Genomic DNA, 18,346 nt, shown 5'->3' with positions numbered 1-18,346 from the left:
GCAGCACGCTTTCACGCCATGAACTCTTCCGCACAGACGCTGAGCCCCGCCGACCCCACGCATGCCAAGTCCGGGCCCGGCCTGCTGGTCGCCGCGCTCGGCGTGGTCTTCGGCGACATCGGCACGTCGCCGCTCTACGCCTTCAAGGAGACGCTCAATCCGGAGCATGGCGTGGTCTTTTCGGCAGGCGCGGTGCTGGGGCTGCTGTCGCTGATCTTCTGGGGCCTGATGTTCGTGGTGACGCTGAAGTACGTGGTCTTCGTGCTGCGCGCCGACCACGACGGCGAGGGCGGCATCCTGGCCCTGCAGGCGCTGGCGCGCAATGCGATCGCCGGCACGGGCGCACGGCCCTGGCTCGGGACGGTGATCGGCGGGCTGGGACTGGTCGGCGCGGCGATGTTCTACGGCGACAGCCTGATCACGCCGGCCATTTCGGTGCTGTCGGCGGTCGAGGGCCTGGAGGTCGAGGCGCATGCGCTCAAGCCCTTCGTGATCCCGATCACCGTGCTGATCCTGATCGTCCTGTTCGCGGTGCAGCGCCGCGGCACCGGCGCGGTCGGACGGGTCTTCGGGCCGGTGATGCTGCTGTGGTTCGCGGTGGTCGGGCTGGCGGGCCTGTGGAAGGTGCTGGAGCAGCCGCAGGTGCTGGCGGCCCTCGATCCGCGCCATGCCTTGAACTTCCTGCTGACGCACCATGCGCAGTCACTGGCGGTGCTGGGGGCGGTGTTCCTGGCTTTCACTGGCGGCGAGGCGCTGTATGCCGACATGGGGCATTTCGGCGCGCGGCCGATCCGGCTGGCCTGGCTGTTCGTCGCGCTGCCCGGGCTGGTGCTCAACTACTTCGGCCAGGGCGCGCTGGTGCTGGCACAGCCGGCGGCGGCGGACAACCCCTTCTTCCGCCTGTTCCCCGGCTGGGCGGTGCTGCCGATGGTGGTGCTGGCCGCGATGGCCACGGTGATCGCCTCGCAGGCCGTGATCTCGGGCGCCTTTTCGCTGACCGCCCAGGCCATCCGCATGGGCTACCTGCCGCGCATGCGGGTGGTCCAGACCTCGGGCGAGGCGATCGGCCAGATCTACGTGCCGGCGATCAACTGGCTGTTGATGGTGGGCGTGGTGCTGCTGGTGCTGGGCTTCCGCAGCTCCAGCGCGCTGTCGGCGGCCTATGGCATCGCGGTCTCGGTCACGATGGTGTGCACCACGCTGCTGGCCGGGGTGGTGGCCCTCCGGCTCTGGCGCTGGAACCGGATGGCGGTCGCGCTGGGCGTGCTGGCTTTCGCCGTGGTGGACCTGGGCTTCGTGGTGGCCAACAGCCTCAAGGTCCACGAGGGCGGCTGGCTCACGCTGGCGGTTGCCGCGTTCGCGCTGCTGGTCTTCACCACCTGGGCCAAAGGCCGTCGGCTGGGTCTGCAGGCGGCTGCGGCGCAGCGGGTGCCGGTGGAGCCCTTCGTCGAAGCGCTCGCGGTCAGCATGCCGCACCGCGTGCACGGCACGGCGATCTTTCTCAACCCCGACGTCGACGCGGTGCCGCATGCGCTGCTGCACAACCTCAAGCACAACCAGGTGCTGCACGAGCAGGTGATCCTGCTGCGGGTGCTGGCCTGTGACACGCCGCGCGTCGACGCGCGGCAGCGCATCGAGGCCCGCAGCCTCGGCCACGGCATCTGGGTGGCGACGGCGCGGCATGGCTTCATGGAGCGGGCCGACGTGCCGGAGTTCGTCCGCATCCTGGCCTACCAGCAGACCCTGGCCGTCGAGTCGATGAGCAGCTCGTACTTCGTCTCGCGTGCCTCGTTGGGCGACAAGCCGCTGCCGGGCATGAACCCGCTGCGCCGGGCGCTGTTCGCCTGGATGCAGCGCAACGCGGGGCGGGCTTCGGACTACTTCAAGATTCCCGGCAACAGCCTGGTCGAGCTCGGGCAACGGACCTAGCCGCTCAGGACGATCTTGCCCGTGGGTCGTTCGCGCAGGCCGTCGAGCATCTCGTGCGCCCGGTGGATCTCGCCCAGCGGGAGCACGATGCCGACGTTGGGGACCAGCTCGCCGCGCTCGGCCATGTCCGCGATGCGGGTCAGGCGCTCGGTTGTCACCTCGACGATGAAGAACACCGCCCGGGCATGGCGCGCCGCTGCCAGGGCCGCATCGGGGGGCGACACGGCGGACACGAGGATGGCGCCCGGCCTCAGGGCGGCGAGAGCCCGCTGCTGCAGCGCTTCGCCGACCGTGTCGATGACGATGTCGGCCAGGGCGCTCTCGGCTTCGAGATCCTCGGGACCGATCGCCTCGGCAGCGCCCAGGTCCCTGACGCGCTGCGACTCGTGCGGCCGGGTGAGCGCGACGACCGTGGCGCCCAGGCTGCGTGCGAGCTGCACGGCATAGGCGCCGACGTTGCCGGCCGCGCCGAGCACCAGGACGCGCTGGCCCGCCTCGAGTCCGCCGTACTCGGCCAGCACCTGCCAGGCCGTCACCGCGATGACCGGCATCGACGCCGCCGCAACGTGTCCGAGCCGCGCGGGCTTGCGGGCGATCATGGAAGCCTGCGCGAGGGCGAACTCCGCATTGGCGCCGTTGAACCAGGGGTTGGTGACGCCGAAGACTTCGTCGCCCACGGCGACGGAAACGACGCCCGGCCCGATGGCCTCCACGACACCGGACAGGTCCGAGCCCAGGGTCACAGGGAGGGACTCCGCGGGCACGCGGGTCGACTGGCCGGTGCGGATCCAGGCATCCCAGGGGCCGACCCCGGAGGCGTGGACCCGCACGAGCACCTCGCCGGGGCCGGGCGCGGGACGCTCGATCTCCCGCAGCGCGATGTGCCCGATCGGGCCGAAGCGATCGATGCGAGCGGCTTTCATCGTTGGCATGGTGTGCTCCTGGTGGAAGCCGGGCTCAGCGCTGTTCCAGCGGCTGCTTGACCTGGCCGCCTTCGTCGACCAGGACGTGCACCAGCAGCCTGGCCGGCCGGGTCCGGCTCGGATTGCGCGCCACCACGTGATCGACGTGCGGTGGTTCGTACCAGGTCTGGCCTTTCCGGTAGGTCACCGGCGCCTGTCCTTCGAGCTGCGACACGAGCTCGCCCTCGAGCACGTAGGCGAAGAGCGATCCCGGGTGGGCATGGGGCTGCGCCGCCTGACCGGGCGCGAAGTCCACGATGGCGACGATGGCCTGCTTGCCGGGGATGTCGGGCAGCTTCCGGATCTGCAGCGGGGTGACTTTTTCCTCTTCGTGGTTGCCGTGCGCCAGCGCGTTCTGTCCGAAGGCGAGAGCGGCGAGGGCCAGGGCGCTGGCGGAAAGAAGGGGGAACTTCATGGCGAATCTCCAGGGGGATGAGTGGTTTCGGTGAGGAAATTCTGGAATCGGCCACCCTCCGCGGCGGCGGCCAATTCGAAGAGATTCGAGGAGGCCAGCCGGTCGCGAGCAACCCCCTTCGTCCCCCTGCAGCCGGCGGCTTTGGTAATTGACAGCGGTTCGCGTTTACCCTAGATTACTAACCGGCCGGTCATTAATGACCCCCATCGTTCTTCCAAGGGTGTTCCATGACCGCGTTGTCCGCTTCCCCCGCCATTCGTCACGCCGGCCTCCTGCTGCTCTCAGCGCTGGCGCTCGCCGGCTGCTCCCGTCCCCAGCCCACCGCGGAGCCGCTGCGCGCGGTCAAGGTGATGACGGTGGGCACCAGCGCCTACGGCACGGAGCCCGAGTTCGCCGGCGAGGTGCGGGCGCGGATCGAATCGCGGCTGGGCTTCCGGGTGGCCGGCAAGATCACCCGCCGGCAGGCCGAACTGGGCCAGCACGTCCAGGCCGGGCAGGCGCTGGCCCAGCTCGATCCGCAGGACTACCGGCTCGCGGCCGAGGCGGCGCGCGCCCAGCAGGCCGCGGCCCTGACCAATCGTGACCTGGCCGCGGCCGACCTGAAGCGCTACCGCGGCCTGCGGGAGCAGAACTTCATCAGCGCCGCCGAGCTGGAGCGGCGCGAGAGCACGTACAAGGCGGCCCAGGCGCAACTGGAGCAGGCGCAGGCGCAATTGACCACGCAGGGCAACCAGACCCAGTACACGACGCTGGTGGCCGACGTCCCGGGCATCATCACGGCGATCGAGGCCGAGCCGGGGCAAGTGGTCTCGGCCGGCACGCCGGTCGTGCGCATCGCGCAGGACGGCGCGCGCGACGTGGTGTTCTCGGTGCCGGAAGACCGCGCCGGGCTGATGAAGACCGGCTCCGCCGTGGCGGTGCGCGGCTGGGCCGACGGCAAGGAGATGGAAGGCAAGGTGCGAGAGGTGGCGGCCAGCGCCGACGCGGTGACGCGCACCTACACGGTCAAGGTCGCGATCGATGCCGCCACGGCGCCGGCGCTCGGCGCGACCGTCTATGCCCGCCCGCAGGCCCTTTCGCACAGCGGCACGCCGGTGATCAAGCTGCCGACCAGCGCGCTGCGCCAGGAAGGCAAGGGCAGTGCCGTCTGGGTGCTGGACAAGGCCAGCATGACGGTGCGCTCGCAGCCGGTGCAGGTGAACACAGCGGACGGCAACGAGGCGGTGATCGGCGCAGGCCTGACGCCGGGCATGCAGGTGGTCGTGGCCGGCGTGCACGTGCTGTCGCCGGGACAGAAGGTGTCGATCTACCGGGACAAGTGGGCCGCGCCTGCAACGTCGGCGATCCAGGAGGCCGTCAACGCACCGGTTACAGTCACGCCGGTTTCCGCTTCCCGCTGACGAGGCCGCCATGACCGCGCAGACCGCTGGCGCCGGCAAGGCCGGCTTCAACCTCTCGAAATGGGCGCTGGACCATTCGGCACTCACCCGCTACCTGATGCTGGTGCTGATGCTGCTGGGCTTCGCCTCCTACTTCCAGCTGGGGCAGGACGAGGATCCGCCCTTCACCTTCCGCGCGATGGTGGTGCGCACCTACTGGCCCGGCGCGACGGCACAGCAGGTGGCCGAGCAGGTGACCGACAAGATCGAGCGCACGCTGCAGGAGGCGCCCTATGCCGACAAGATCCGCAGCTACTCCAAGCCGGGCGAGTCGCAGATCATCTTCCAGATCAAGGACTCGTCGCCGCCGGGCGATGTGTCCAACGTCTGGTACACGGTGCGCAAGAAGATCGGCGACATCCGCGGCACCCTGCCGGCGGGCATCCAGGGCCCCTTCTTCAACGACGAGTTCGGCGACGTCTACGGCGTGATCTACGCGCTGGAGAGCGACGGCTTCAGCTATGCCGAACTCAAGACCTTCGCCGACGACGTGCGCCAGCAGCTGCTGCGCGTGAAGGACGTGGCCAAGGTCGAGCAGTTCGGGGTGCAGGACGAGAAGGTCTTCGTCGAGGTCTCGCAGAAGCGCCTGGCGCAACTGGGACTGGACTTCAACAGCGTGCTGTCCCAGCTCGGGCAGCAGAACGCGGTCGAGAGCGCCGGCACGATCCAGGCGCCGGCCGACGTGGTGCAGGTGCGCGTGGCCGGCCAGTTCACCAGCGTGGAGCAACTGCGCGCGATGCCGATCCGCGGGAGCTCCGGCAACCAGATGCGGCTGGGCGACATCGCGGAGATCCGCCGCGCCTACGTCGACCCGCCGCAGGTCAAGGTGCGGCACCAGGGCAAGGAGGTGATCGGGTTGGGCATCTCCATGGCCAAGGGCGGCGACATCATCGCGCTGGGCAAGTCGCTGCGCGCAGCCACCGCCGAGATCGACAAGCGGCTGCCGGCGGGCGTGAAGCTGTTGCAGGTGCAGGACCAGCCGGTGGCGGTCGCGACCTCGGTCAACGAGTTCGTGCGGGTGCTGATCGAGGCGGTGGCGATCGTGCTGGCGGTGAGCTTCATCTCCCTGGGCCTGCACAAGGGCGGGCGCTTCGGCTGGCACATCGACATCCGGCCGGGACTGGTGGTGGCGATCACCATCCCGCTGGTGCTGGCCGTGACCTTCCTGGCGATGCACTACTTCGGCATCGGGCTGCACAAGATCTCGCTGGGCTCGCTGATCATCGCGCTGGGCCTCCTGGTGGACGACGCGATCATCGCGGTCGAGATGATGGTGCGGAAGATGGAGGAGGGCTACGACAAGGTGCGCGCCGCCACCTTCGCCTACGACGTCACCGCCAAGCCGATGCTGACCGGAACGCTGATCACGGCCGCCGGTTTCCTGCCCATCGGCATTGCCAAGTCGACGGTGGGCGAATACACCTTCGCCATCTTCTTCGTGACCGTGATCGCGCTGGTGCTGTCCTGGCTCGTCTCGGTGTACTTCGTGCCCTACCTGGGCACCTTGCTGCTGAAGGTCAAGCCGCACGATCCGGACGCACCGCCGCACGAGCTGTTCGACTCGCGCTTCTACAACACCTTCAGGCGCACGGTGAACTGGTGCGTCGAGCACCGCTGGCTCACCATCGGCGCGACGCTCCTGATCTTCGCGCTGGGCATCGTGGGCATGGGCAAGGTGCAGCAGCAGTTCTTCCCCGATTCGAGCCGGCCGGAGATCATGGTCGACCTGTGGTTCCCGGAAGGCACCTCCTTCGCCGCCAACGAGGAAGTGGCCAAGCGGGTCGAGCAGCGCCTTCTCAAGGAGGAGGGCGTCGCCACCGTCAGCACCTGGGTCGGCTCCGGCGTGCCGCGCTTCTACCTGCCGCTGGACCAGGTGTTCCCGCAGTCCAACGTCTCGCAGCTCATCGTGCTGGCCAAGGACCTCAAGGTGCGCGAAAAGCTGCGCCTGGCCCTGCCGGCGCTGCTGGCGGAGGAATTCCCCGAGATTCGCGGGCGGGTGAAGCTGCTGCCCAACGGGCCGCCGGTGGCGTATCCGGTGCAGTTCCGCGTCATCGGCACCGAGCCGGGGCAGTTGCGCATCCATGCCGACGAGGTCAAGGCCATCATGCGCGAGAACCCCAACATGCGCGGGGTGAACGACAACTGGAACGAGTCGGTCAAGGTGATCCGGCTGGTGGTCGACCAGGACAAGGCGCGCGCGCTGGGCGTCACCAGCCAGGCCATCGCCCAGGCCTCGCGCACCATGTTCAGCGGCACCACCGTCGGGCAATACCGCGAGAACGACCTGCTGATCGACATCGTGCTGCGCCAGCAGCCCGACGAGCGCGAGGCCATTTCGGACATCGGCAACGCCTACCTGCCGACCGCCTCGGGCCGCTCGATCCCGCTGCTGCAGATCGCCAAGCCGGTCTTCACCTGGGAGCCGGGCGTGATGTGGCGCGAGAACCGCGACTACGCGATCACGGTGCAGGGCGACATCATCGAGGGCCTGCAGGGCGCGACCGTCACCGAGCAGTTGCTGCCCGCGCTGCGCAAACTGGAGGCGAAATGGCACGCCGAGGGGCAGGGCGGCTACCGTATCGAGGTGGCGGGCGCGGTGGAGGAGAGCAGCAAGGGCTCGTCCTCGATCGTGGCCGGCGTGCCGATCATGCTGTTCCTGACCTTCACGCTGCTGATGCTGCAGCTGCACAGCTTCAGCCGCTCGATGCTGGTGTTCCTGACCGGGCCGCTGGGCATCGCCGGGGTGGCCGGGGCGCTTTTGATCTCCAACCGGCCCTTCGGCTTCGTCGCGCTGCTGGGCGTGATCGCGCTGATGGGGATGATCCAGCGCAACGCGGTGATCCTGATCGACCAGATCGAGCACGACCGCGCCGCGGGCGTGGCGACCTGGGATGCGATCGTCGAATCGGCGGTGCGCCGGTTGCGCCCGATCGTGCTGACCGCCGCGGCGGCGGTGCTGGCGATGATCCCGCTGTCGCGCAGCGTGTTCTGGGGCCCGATGGCCGTGGCCATCATGGGCGGCCTGGTCGTGGCCACCGTGCTCACGCTGCTGGCGCTGCCGGCAATGTATGCGGCCTGGTTCCGCGTCCGGCGCGATGAAGCGAACCCGGCCAAGGAAGCCGAGGAGGCCCTGGTTCGCGCTTAAAATACGCGGTTGACCGATTTCAGGCGGTCGGCTTTCCGGCCGGCTGCTCGTCGAATGCGAAGGCGGCCTTGAGGGCCGCCTTCCGTATTCGTCACCTGGAAAACTGGAAAAACTGGGGACCGCGCGGGTGGCGAAATTGGTAGACGCACCAGGTTTAGGTCCTGACGTTCGCAAGAACGTGCCGGTTCGAGTCCGGCCCCGCGCACCAGCACAAGACCCTCACAAGGAAGATACGAAATGACCGTGAACGTTGAGACCCTCGAGAAGCTCGAGCGCAAGATCACGCTGACCTTGCCCGTCGGCACCATCCAGTCCGAGGTCGATTCACGCCTCAAGAAGCTGGCCCGCACCGTCAAGATGGACGGCTTCCGTCCCGGCAAGGTGCCGATGACGGTGGTGGCCCAGCGCTATGGCTACTCGGTGCACTACGAGGTCATGAACGACAAGGTCGGCGAGGCCTTCTCGCTGGCCGCGAACGAGGCCAAGCTGCGCGTGGCCGGCCAGCCGCGCATCACCGAGAAGGAAGAAGCGCCCGATGGTCAACTGGCCTTCGACGCGGTCTTCGAGGTTTTCCCGGAGGTCAAGATCAACGACCTGTCCAATGCCGAGGTCGAGAAGCTCAGCGCCGAAGTCGGCGACGACGCCATCGACAAGACGCTGGACATCCTGCGCAAGCAGCGCCGCACCTTCGCCCAGCGCGCCCAGGACGCCGCGGCCCAGGACGGTGACCGCGTCACGGTCGACTTCGAGGGCAAGATCGACGGCGAGCCCTTCCAGGGCGGCAAGGCCGACGACTTCCAGTTCATCGTCGGCGAAGGCCAGATGCTCAAGGAATTCGAGGACGCCGTGCGCGGCCTGAAGGCCGGCGACAGCCGCACCTTCCCGCTGTCCTTCCCGGCCGACTACCACGGCAAGGACGTGGCCGGCAAGCAGGCCGACTTCATGGTCACCGTGAAGAAGATCGAGGCCTCGCACCTGCCGGAGGTCAACGAGCAGCTGGCCAAGTCGCTGGGCATCGCCGACGCCACGGTCGAGGGCCTGCGCGCCGACATCAAGAAGAACCTCGAGCGCGAGGTCAAGTTCCGCCTGCTGGCGCGCAACAAGACCGCGGTCATGGATGCCCTGGTCGCCAATGCCGAGCTGGACCTGCCCAAGTCCAGCGTGCAGGCCGAGGTCGACCGCATGGTCGAAGGCGCGCGCGCCGAGCTCAAGCAGCGCGGCATCAAGGACGCCGACAAGGCCCCCATCCCCGACGACGTGTTCCGCCCGCAGGCCGAGCGCCGTGTGCGCCTGGGCCTGGTCGTGGCCGAATTGGTGCGCGCCAACAACCTGCAGGCCAAGCCGGAGCAGATCAAGGCCCACATCGACGAGCTGGCCGCCAGCTACGAGAAGCCGGCCGACGTGGTGCGCTGGTACTTCAGCGACAACCGGCGTCTGGCCGAGGTCGAGGCGGTGGTCATCGAGAACAACGTGACGGACTTCGTCCTGGGCAAGGCCAAGGTCAACGCCAAATCGGTGTCCTTCGACGAGCTGATGGCCCAGCAGGGCTGATCGCCGGCCGCCGCCGCATGGGGCTTGTGCTTTGCAGCACGAGCCCCATTTCGTCTCGGTACAGTACAAACCTCTCTGGAGAGCAACACATGAGCGCACAGGACATTCAAGGCCTCGGCATGATCCCGATGGTCATCGAGCAATCGGGCCGCGGCGAGCGTTCCTACGACATCTATTCGCGGCTGCTCAAGGAGCGGGTGATCTTCCTGGTCGGTGAAGTGAACGACCAGACCGCCAACCTTGTGGTGGCGCAGCTTCTCTTCCTCGAGAGCGAAAACCCGGACAAGGACATTTCGTTCTACATCAACTCCCCGGGCGGCAGCGTGAGCGCCGGCATGGCGATCTACGACACCATGCAGTTCATCAAGCCGGACGTGTCGACCCTGTGCGTGGGCTTCGCGGCCAGCATGGGCGCATTCCTGCTGGCGGCCGGCGCCAAGGGCAAGCGCTTCTCGCTGCCCAACTCGAAGATCATGATCCACCAGGTCCTGGGCGGCGCCCGCGGGCAGGCCACGGACATCGAGATCCATGCCCGCGACATCCTCAAGACCCGTGAGCAGATGAACCGCATCCTGGCCGAGCGCACCGGCCAGAGCGTGGAGAAGGTTGCCCGCGACACCGAGCGCGACTACTTCCTGAGCGCTGACGAGGCCAAGGAGTACGGCATCGTCGACCAGGTGATCGCCAAGCGCGGTTGATGGAGCGTTCGCGGCCGGTGCTGCGGCGCCCAGGCGAAGACGGCGTTTTCCGCACGGAAAACGCCGTTTTTGTTCGGGCCGGGGGCAGGCCGAGGGTCTTCCTTCTTCGCTATCATTGTTAAACCCCTGTTACGAGGCATCTGTCCATGGCCGAGAAAAAAGGCTCTTCCAGCGAAAAAACGCTTTATTGCTCGTTCTGCGGGAAGAGCCAGCACGAGGTCAAGAAGCTGATCGCCGGCCCGTCGGTTTTCATCTGCGACGAGTGCATCGACCTGTGCAATGAGATCATCCGTGACGAACTGCCGACGGGTGAGGAGTCGCGCGAGGCGCGCAGCGACCTGCCGACGCCGTCCGAGATCAAGGCCAACCTCGACAACTACGTGATCGGCCAGGAGCCTGCCAAGCGCATGCTGTCTGTCGCGGTCTACAACCACTACAAGCGCCTGCGCCACAAGGACAAGGCCAAGGGCGACGACGTCGAGCTCAGCAAGAGCAACATCCTGCTGATCGGCCCCACCGGCTCCGGCAAGACCCTGCTGGCCCAGACGCTGGCACGCATGCTGGACGTGCCCTTCGTGATGGCCGACGCCACCACATTGACGGAAGCCGGCTACGTCGGTGAGGACGTCGAGAACATCATCCAGAAGCTGCTGCAGAGCTGCAACTACGAGGTCGAGCGCGCCCAGCGCGGCATCGTCTACATCGACGAGATCGACAAGATCTCGCGCAAGTCCGACAACCCCTCGATCACGCGCGACGTCTCGGGCGAGGGCGTGCAGCAGGCGCTGCTCAAGCTGATCGAGGGCACCATGGCGAGCGTGCCGCCCCAGGGCGGGCGCAAGCACCCCAACCAAGACTTCCTGCAGATCGACACGACCAACATCCTGTTCATCTGCGGCGGTGCCTTCGCGGGGCTGGAGAAGGTAATCGAGAACCGCACCGAGGCGTCGGGCATCGGCTTCGGCGCCTCCGTCAAGAGCAAGCAGCAGCGCAGCCTGACAGAGGTGTTCCGCGAAGTCGAGCCCGAGGACCTGATCAAGTTCGGCCTGATCCCGGAACTGGTCGGCCGGATGCCGGTCGTGGCCTCCCTGGCCGAGCTGACAGAGGACGCGCTGGTCCAGATCCTGACCGAGCCGAAGAACGCGGTCGTCAAGCAGTTCACCAAGCTGCTGCAGATGGAAGGCGTGGACCTGGAGATCCGTCCAGCCGCGCTGCGTGCCATCGCACGCAAGGCACTGGCCCGCAAGACCGGCGCACGCGGCCTGCGCTCGATCCTGGAGCAGTCGCTGATCGACACCATGTTCGAGCTGCCGAATGCCACCAATGTCGACAAGGTCGTGGTCGAAGAATCCACAATCGACGAAAGCAAGCCGCCGCTCCTCGTGTACCGCGAGGCAGCCAAGAAGGCCTGACTGGGTGACTGTCAGGCCGGCCCCTCCGATACCGGCGACCGGCGTCTTCGGCGATTACCGTGCCCGCGGGCTTGAAAAGCGCGCGCGGCCGACCATCTTTCCATGATCAAGTAAAGGATTCCCATGTCCGGTCATACCCCCCTGCCTGCCACCGAACTCGACCTGCCATTGCTGCCGTTGCGCGATGTGGTCGTGTTCCCCCACATGGTGATACCGCTGTTCGTGGGCCGTCCCAAGAGCATCAAGGCCCTTGAGCTTGCGATGGAAGCGGAGCGCCGGATCATGCTGGTTGCCCAGAAGGCCGCCGCCAAGGACGAGCCCTCCGTCGAGGACATGTTCGAGGTCGGCTGCATCTCCACCATCCTGCAGATGCTGAAGCTGCCCGACGGAACGGTGAAGGTGCTGGTCGAAGGCCAGCAGCGCGCACGCGTCAACCGCATCGACGATGGCGAAACGCATTTCTCGGCGAACGTGACGCCGGTCGAGTTGCCCGAAGCCGCCGCGCAGAAGGGCACCGAGGTCGAGGCGCTGCGTCGTGCGGTGATGCAGCAGTTCGACCAGTACGTCAAGCTCAACAAGAAGATTCCGCCCGAGATCCTGACTTCCATCTCGAGCATCGACGACCCCGGCCGCCTGGCCGACACCATCGCCGCGCACCTGCCGCTCAAGCTGGACAACAAGCAGGCGGTGCTGGACCTGGACGACATCAAATCGCGGCTGGAGAATCTGTTCGGCCAGCTGGAGCGCGAGGTCGACATCCTCAACGTCGACAAGAAGATCCGCGGCCGCGTGAAGCGCCAGATGGAGAAGAACCAGCGCGACTTCTACCTCAACGAGCAGGTCAAGGCGATCCAGAAGGAGCTTGGCGAAGGCGAGGAGGGCGCGGACATCGAGGAGATCGAGAAGAAGATCAAGCTCGCCAAGATGCCCAAGGAAGCGCTCAAGAAGGCCGAGGGCGAGCTCAAGAAGCTCAAGCTGATGTCGCCCATGTCGGCCGAGGCCACCGTGGTGCGCAATTACATCGATGTGCTGGTCGGCCTGCCCTGGAGCAAGAAGACCAAGATCAAGCACGACCTGGCCCACGCCGAGGAGGTGCTCAACGAGGACCACTATGGCCTGGAGAAGGTCAAGGACCGCATCCTCGAGTACCTCGCGGTGCAGCAGCGCGTGGACAAGGTAAAGGCGCCGATCCTGTGCCTGGTTGGCCCGCCGGGCGTGGGCAAGACCTCGCTGGGGCAGTCGATCGCCAAGGCGACCGGCCGCAAGTACACCCGCATGGCACTGGGCGGCATGCGCGACGAGGCCGAGATCCGCGGCCACCGCCGCACCTACATCGGCGCGTTGCCGGGCAAGGTGCTGCAGAGCCTCAACAAGGTGGGCACGCGCAATCCGCTGTTCCTGCTGGACGAGATCGACAAGCTGGGTACCGACTTCCGCGGCGATCCCTCGAGCGCACTGCTGGAAGTGCTGGACCCCGAGCAGAACCACACCTTCGGCGACCACTACGTCGAGGTCGACTTCGACCTGTCGGACGTTATGTTCGTCGCCACCTCGAACTCGATGAACATTCCGCCGGCGCTCCTGGACCGGATGGAAGTGATCCGCCTGGCGGGCTACACCGAGGACGAGAAGACGCACATTGCGCTGAAGTACCTGCTGCCCAAGCAGATGAAGAACAACGGCGTGAAGGACGACGAGCTGCAGATCACCGAGGAGGCCGTACGCGACATCGTGCGCTACTACACCCGCGAGGCCGGCGTGCGCTCGCTCGAGCGCGAGCTCTCCAAGATCTGCCGCAAGGTGGTCAAGGGCCTGCTGCTCAAGAAGATGACGCCTCAAGTGGTGGTCGAGGGCAAGAACCTCAACGAGTTCCTGGGCGTGCGCAAGTACACCTTCGGCCTCGCCGAGAAGCAGAATCAGGTCGGCCAGGTGGTCGGACTGGCCTGGACCGAGGTGGGCGGCGACCTGCTGACCATCGAGGCGGTGACCATGCCGGGCAAGGGCGTGATCAGCCGTACCGGTTCGCTGGGTGACGTGATGAAGGAGTCGGTCGAAGCCGCGCGCACGGTGGTGCGCAGCCGTTCGCGCAGGCTCGGCATCAAGGACGAAATGTTCGAGAAGCGGGACATCCACATCCATGTGCCGGATGGCGCGACGCCCAAGGACGGCCCCAGTGCCGGCGCGGCGATGACCACGGCCTTCGTCTCGGCGCTGACCGGCATCCCGGTGCGTGCCGACGTGGCGATGACTGGCGAGATCACGCTGCGCGGCGAAGTCACGGCCATCGGCGGCCTGAAAGAGAAGCTGCTGGCCGCGCTGCGCGGTGGCATCAAGACCGTGCTGATCCCTGAAGAGAACGCCAAGGACCTGCAGGACATTCCCGAGAACGTGAAGAATGGCCTCGAGATCGTGCCGGTGAAATGGATCGACAAGGTGCTCGAGATCGCGCTGGAGAAGCAGCCCACGCCGCTGTCTGACGAAGAGGTCGCAGCTGCTGCGGCTGCGATGGCCGAATCGGCCAAGCAACGCGCGGCACAGGCTGTCGAGGGATCGATCAAACATTGAGGTCGACCAGTTGCGAGACCTCGAAAAAATGAGATATAATTTGAGGCTTCAGACGCGGGAATAGCTCAGTTGGTAGAGCGCAACCTTGCCAAGGTTGAGGTCGAGAGTTCGAGACTCTTTTCCCGCTCCAGTTTTCAAAAAGGGAAGCTTCAAGCTTCCCTTTTTTTCGCGAGCTCTGACTAAAAAGAAAACGTCGATTCAACGCGTGGCGCGATAGCAAAGCGGTTATGCAACGGATTGCAAATCCGTCTAGCCCGGTTCGACTCCGGGTCGCGCCTCCACCCTTTCCCGTTATCGATCGAACAGCCCCTCCAACCATCGTTGTCGGGGCTGTTTTCGTTTCGGGTATCGTCCATATCCACCCGGACGCCCGGATGGTGAAATTGGTAGACACATCGGACTTAAAATCCGCCGCTTCCTGCATAAGGGGCGTACCGGTTCGACCCCGGTTCCGGGCACCACCACATCACAAGGGAGCCATGACATGCCTCGCTACAACGCTCCATTCGAGATCCACGTCCACGGCGACGTGCCGCTGCGCTCCGACGTGAACTTCGAGCAGATCCAGGAAGCCCTCAAACCCCTCTGGAAATACGCCGGCGCCCGCTCGCTGGCCGATGGCGCCAGCAGCGTCTACGAGGAGGAACCGGGCATCCGCTTCGAGCAGAAGGAGCACATGCTCCAGATCTGCTGGACGGTGGCCGGTGACGAGGACTTCCGCCAGGCCCTCGACGAGATGTGCATGGCGCTGAACGAACTGGCCGAGCAGGGTGCCGCGATCGAGGTCACCTTCTACGACACCGACTTCGACGAAGAGGAGGGCGATCCCGAGGAAGAGTCGCGTGACGACTTCCTGATGCTCTTCGTCGGCCCGAACCCGGCGGCGATCATGCAGGTGCAGCGCGACCTGCTGGTCGAGGACGTGGTGAATCTCATGGAGCGTCATTTCGACGGCGCGGAGCTCGGCGGCGTGGTGGCCGAGATCGACAAGCTCTTCGGCGACCGCTTCGACGCGCTGGTGAACTCGCTGGAGATCGGCAAGCGCCCCCGCGGCGGCACCGGTGGCACCGGCGGCGGCCATGGCGGCGGACGCCGTCCGCGGCACCTGCACTGAGTCTTTCGCCACGGAGCGGTCAGGCTGCTCCGCTATGCTCGGCGACCTTCCATTCGAGGAGCGTCGCTTGGCCCTTTTTTCCCAGTCCGCCCTGCGTCCCGGCGTGCGCAAGCGCGAGGTGTTCGGTTGGGCGATGTACGACTTCGCCAACTCCGGCTACACCACGGTGGTGATCACGGCAGTATTCGCCGCCTACTTCGTCGGCGGGATCGCCAAGGGCGCGCCGTGGGGGCCCTTCGCCTGGACCGTGGCGCTGAGCATCTCCTACGCGATCGTGATGCTGAGCATGCCGGCGATCGGCGCCTGGGCCGACCTGCATGCGGCCAAGAAGAAGGTGCTGGTCCTCGTCACGACGGGCTGCGTGCTGGGCACCGCGGCGCTGGCGGTCACGCCGCAGTTCGGCGGTGCGGCCGGCGTGGCGCTCGCCATGGCGCTGGTGGTCGTCTCCAACGCCTTCTATTCGTACGGCGAGTCGCTCACCGGCGCCTTCCTGCCTGAGCTGGCCACGGCCGAGGGCATGGGCAAGGTCAGCGGCTGGGGATGGGCCTTCGGCTATGTCGGCGGCATGCTCGCGCTGGGGCTGTGCCTGGCCTATGTGCTGTGGTCGCAGGCGCGGGGACTGCCGGCCTCGCATTTCGTGCCGGTGACCATGCTGATCACCGCTGCCATCTATGGCACGGCGGCTTGCGCCACCTTTGCGCTGCTGCCGGAGCGCGCCGTGCCCACGGCTGCGAGCGACCGCCGCAGTGCCTGGCAGCAGCTTCGTGAAACCTTCCAGCAGGCGCGCGCCTACCGCGACTTCATGTGGTTGCTGTCCTGCACCGTCTGCTACCAGGGCGGTGTGGCGGTGGCAATCACGCTGGCGGCGATCTACGCCGAGCAGGTGATCGGCTTCGTGCCGAGCGAGACCATGGTGCTGATCTTCGTGCTCAACGTCGCTGCGGCGCTCGGCGCCTTCTGCTTCGGCTACCTGCAGGACCGCATCGGCCACCGGCGCGCGCTCGCGGGCACGCTGGTGGCTTGGATCGCGGTGTGCCTGATCGCGGCCTCGGTCACGACCAAAGGTGGCTTCTGGTGGGCCGCATCGATCGCGGGCCTCGCGATGGGATCGAGCCAGTCGGCCGGCCGCGCCATGACGGGTGTGCTCGCGCCGCCGCGCCAACTGGCCGAGTTCTTCGGCCTGTGGACCTTCGCGACGCGGCTGGCGGGCATCATCGGGCCGCTGAGCTACGGGGCCATCACCTGGATGACCGGCGGCAACCAGCGCATCGCCATCCTCGCGACCACCGTGCTTTTCGTGGCCGGCCTGCTGCTGCTGCTGCCGATCGACATGCGGCGCGGGCGCGCGGCGGCGCTGCGCGAAGAAGCTGTGCCTCAGTCCGGTGTCGAGCCCCTGGCGGCGCGATAGACCGTGCCGTCGTAGCGCAGTGTCTGCGTGTTGAACGTGGCGGCTCGTTCCTGCGTCACGCACGCCTCGCCCTGTGCGCTGGAGACCGTCTCCGATCTCGACTGGCGCAGGAGCAGGTCGGCGTAGCCTTGGCTCGTGCTGCGCGCGACCGACAGGTTGCCCCGCACGGTCTCGAAGCTGCCGGCGCAATTGGCATCCCATTCACCCCGTTCCAGCACCACCTCGAGTCCGTCGATCACCTTGGCGAGCTTCGGACCCTGTGGGATGTAGAGGCTCAGCGTCTCGTTCGAATAGGGGCGCTCGCGCGACGTGCCCTGGCGCAGGACGCGCAGCCCGAAGGCGCGTGCATCGCCCGCCAGCATGTAGCGGGTGGTGTCGACCTTGATCGCGCTGATGCGGACGTCGTATTCGCGCAGGGCCTCGGGCTCGAAGAGCCGGCTGACGACCGCGGCGCGTTCGCTGTTGCCGTTGTCGGCCTGCTGCACGACCAGCACGTCGAGATCGAACTGCGTGAAGCCGGGCACGGACGAAGGGCGTGGCAGCGGCAGCACGACGATGACGCGGCCGTTGACGCCCCGCCACGGCTGGCAGACGGCACGTTCGTGGTCGAGCGCACGGCCGGCGTGCAGCTTGGCGTGCATGCGCTCTGCCAAGCCTGTCTCGCAGGCCGCGTGCCCGACCGTCCCGATGGTCATCAGGAGGCAGGCCACGAAAAGGCTTCGGCGCATGCGGGAGAACGGTCAGGCCGCGGCAGGGACCGCATCGGCGACAGGGCGCGCCAGCCAGCGCGCAGCGGCGGCGTCGAGTGCCCCCGGCTCGCCGCTGCTGACGAGCATGACCGCGCCGTCGCCATCGCTGGCCAGTTGCCCGGCCTGCGCCAGCAGCCGCCGCGTCTGCTGGGCGACCGGTGCGCCGGTGTCGATGAAGCGCACCGCTTCACCGCAATGGCGACGCAACTCGGCGGTGATGAAGGGGTAGTGCGTGCAACCCAGCACGAGCGTGTCGATCTCCCCCGGCGCGCTGCCGAAGCGGCCGGCGTCGCGCAGATAGCCCTCGCTCAGGCGCGCAATCGCGGCATCGTCGGCGCGCTCGATGGCGCCTGCCAGGCCATCGCAGGGCACGACGTGGAACGCAGCCTGGCCGGCGAGCGAGGCATGCAGCGCCTCGAACTTGCGGCTCTCCAGCGTGACCCGGGTCGCGATCACCGCGATGTGGCCGGTGCGGCTCGCGGCCACCGCCGGCTTGAGCGCCGGCTCGACCCCGACCACCGGCAGGTCCGGGTGCTCCTCGCGCAACGCATGGATCGCGGCCGCCGTGGCGGTGTTGCAGGCAACCACCAGCGCCTTGATGCCGTGTCGCTCGCGCAGGTAGCGGGCGACCGTCGCGGTGCGCTGCGCCACGTAGGTGTCGCCGCGCTCGCCGTAGGGTGCATGGCCGTTGTCGGCGAAGTACACAAAGCGTTCTTGCGGCAACGCCTCGCGCAGCGCATTCAGCACGCTGAGGCCGCCGACGCCGCTGTCGAAGACGCCGATCGGCCGCCCTGAAGGGACGCCCGGATCGCTCAAGCAGCCTCTTCCATCATGATGGTCTTGAACTCGCCGCTGGCGATGCGCTTCTGCCACGCGGCCGGCCCGGTGATGTGCGCGCTGGTGCCCCCCGCGTCGACCGCCACCGTCACCGGCATGTCCACCACGTCGAACTCGTAGAT

General features: G+C 67.1%; 13 protein-coding genes and 4 tRNA genes. 13 read left to right on the top strand and 4 right to left on the bottom strand.

Going from position 1 to position 18,346, the window contains the following annotated elements; genetic code table 11:
- The first annotated feature begins 18 nt into the window (after nucleotides 1–18).
- Nucleotides 19–1,929, top strand: coding sequence for a potassium transporter Kup (locus A8M77_RS21995; protein ID WP_202820649.1), 1,911 nt, complete (start codon nucleotides 19–21; stop codon nucleotides 1,927–1,929).
- Here A8M77_RS21995 and A8M77_RS21990 read toward each other — a convergent pair.
- Together A8M77_RS21990 and A8M77_RS21985 are read right to left on the bottom strand one after the other, a co-directional pair.
- Nucleotides 1,926–2,861 (bottom strand): NADP-dependent oxidoreductase, encoded by a 936-nt coding sequence (locus A8M77_RS21990; RefSeq protein ID WP_202820648.1) that lies wholly within the window; start codon nucleotides 2,859–2,861, stop codon nucleotides 1,926–1,928. The two genes, A8M77_RS21995 and A8M77_RS21990, sit on opposite strands and share 4 nt — an antisense overlap.
- 25 nt (nucleotides 2,862–2,886) lie before the next feature.
- Complete coding sequence (locus A8M77_RS21985; RefSeq protein ID WP_086923640.1) at nucleotides 2,887–3,306, bottom strand: cupin domain-containing protein; 420 nt, start codon at nucleotides 3,304–3,306, stop codon at nucleotides 2,887–2,889.
- A 227-nt stretch (nucleotides 3,307–3,533) separates the two neighbouring features.
- Here A8M77_RS21985 and A8M77_RS21980 point away from each other — a divergent pair, with 227 nt between their 5' ends.
- The 12 genes from A8M77_RS21980 to A8M77_RS21925 all read left to right on the top strand — a co-directional run bounded on the left by A8M77_RS21980 (nucleotide 3,534) and on the right by A8M77_RS21925 (nucleotide 16,638).
- On the top strand, nucleotides 3,534–4,706 hold the full coding sequence (locus A8M77_RS21980; RefSeq protein WP_086923639.1) for an efflux RND transporter periplasmic adaptor subunit: 1,173 nt from the start codon (nucleotides 3,534–3,536) through the stop codon (nucleotides 4,704–4,706).
- Between the two features lie 10 nt (nucleotides 4,707–4,716).
- A complete protein-coding gene (locus A8M77_RS21975; protein ID WP_086923638.1) occupies nucleotides 4,717–7,890 on the top strand; it encodes an efflux RND transporter permease subunit in 3,174 nt (1,057 codons plus the stop codon).
- 121 nt (nucleotides 7,891–8,011) lie between these two features.
- Nucleotides 8,012–8,098 (top strand) — tRNA-Leu (locus A8M77_RS21970).
- 29 nt (nucleotides 8,099–8,127) lie between these two features.
- A complete protein-coding gene (gene tig, locus A8M77_RS21965; protein ID WP_086923637.1) occupies nucleotides 8,128–9,441 on the top strand; it encodes a trigger factor in 1,314 nt (437 codons plus the stop codon).
- Between the two features lie 89 nt (nucleotides 9,442–9,530).
- The gene (clpP, locus tag A8M77_RS21960; protein WP_086923636.1) at nucleotides 9,531–10,139 is read left to right on the top strand and encodes an ATP-dependent Clp endopeptidase proteolytic subunit ClpP; all 609 of its coding nucleotides are present in this window, start codon (nucleotides 9,531–9,533) and stop codon (nucleotides 10,137–10,139) included.
- Nucleotides 10,140–10,285: 146 nt separating this feature from the next.
- Complete coding sequence (gene clpX, locus A8M77_RS21955) at nucleotides 10,286–11,551, top strand: ATP-dependent Clp protease ATP-binding subunit ClpX (protein WP_086923635.1); 1,266 nt, start codon at nucleotides 10,286–10,288, stop codon at nucleotides 11,549–11,551.
- A gap of 123 nt (nucleotides 11,552–11,674) precedes the next feature.
- Complete coding sequence (lon, locus tag A8M77_RS21950) at nucleotides 11,675–14,116, top strand: endopeptidase La (RefSeq protein WP_086923634.1); 2,442 nt, start codon at nucleotides 11,675–11,677, stop codon at nucleotides 14,114–14,116.
- Between the two features lie 54 nt (nucleotides 14,117–14,170).
- Nucleotides 14,171–14,246, top strand: a tRNA-Gly gene (locus tag A8M77_RS21945).
- 77 nt (nucleotides 14,247–14,323) lie between these two features.
- Nucleotides 14,324–14,397, top strand: a tRNA-Cys gene (locus tag A8M77_RS21940).
- Nucleotides 14,398–14,484: 87 nt separating this feature from the next.
- Nucleotides 14,485–14,577, top strand: a tRNA-Leu gene (locus A8M77_RS21935).
- A 23-nt stretch (nucleotides 14,578–14,600) separates the two neighbouring features.
- Nucleotides 14,601–15,230, top strand: a complete 630-nt coding sequence (locus A8M77_RS21930; RefSeq protein WP_086923633.1) for a DUF6806 family protein — start codon at nucleotides 14,601–14,603, stop codon at nucleotides 15,228–15,230.
- 67 nt (nucleotides 15,231–15,297) lie between these two features.
- On the top strand, nucleotides 15,298–16,638 hold the full coding sequence (locus tag A8M77_RS21925; protein ID WP_086923702.1) for an MFS transporter: 1,341 nt from the start codon (nucleotides 15,298–15,300) through the stop codon (nucleotides 16,636–16,638).
- Here the strand turns inward: A8M77_RS21925 and A8M77_RS21920 are convergent.
- Together A8M77_RS21920 and murI are read right to left on the bottom strand one after the other, a co-directional pair.
- A complete protein-coding gene (locus A8M77_RS21920) occupies nucleotides 16,605–17,348 on the bottom strand; it encodes a hypothetical protein (protein ID WP_238136919.1) in 744 nt (247 codons plus the stop codon). The genes A8M77_RS21925 and A8M77_RS21920 overlap by 34 nt on opposite strands.
- Before the next feature lie 30 nt (nucleotides 17,349–17,378).
- Nucleotides 17,379–18,203, bottom strand: a complete 825-nt coding sequence (gene murI, locus A8M77_RS21915) for a glutamate racemase (RefSeq protein WP_086923631.1) — start codon at nucleotides 18,201–18,203, stop codon at nucleotides 17,379–17,381.
- Nucleotides 18,204–18,346: the final 143 nt, after the last annotated feature.

This window comes from Variovorax sp. JS1663 (genome assembly GCF_002157355.1).
Lineage (GTDB): Bacteria > Pseudomonadota > Gammaproteobacteria > Burkholderiales > Burkholderiaceae_C > Variovorax.
The sequence above is the reverse complement of the archived record's forward strand: the minus strand, read 5'-3'. Positions and strand labels throughout refer to the sequence as shown.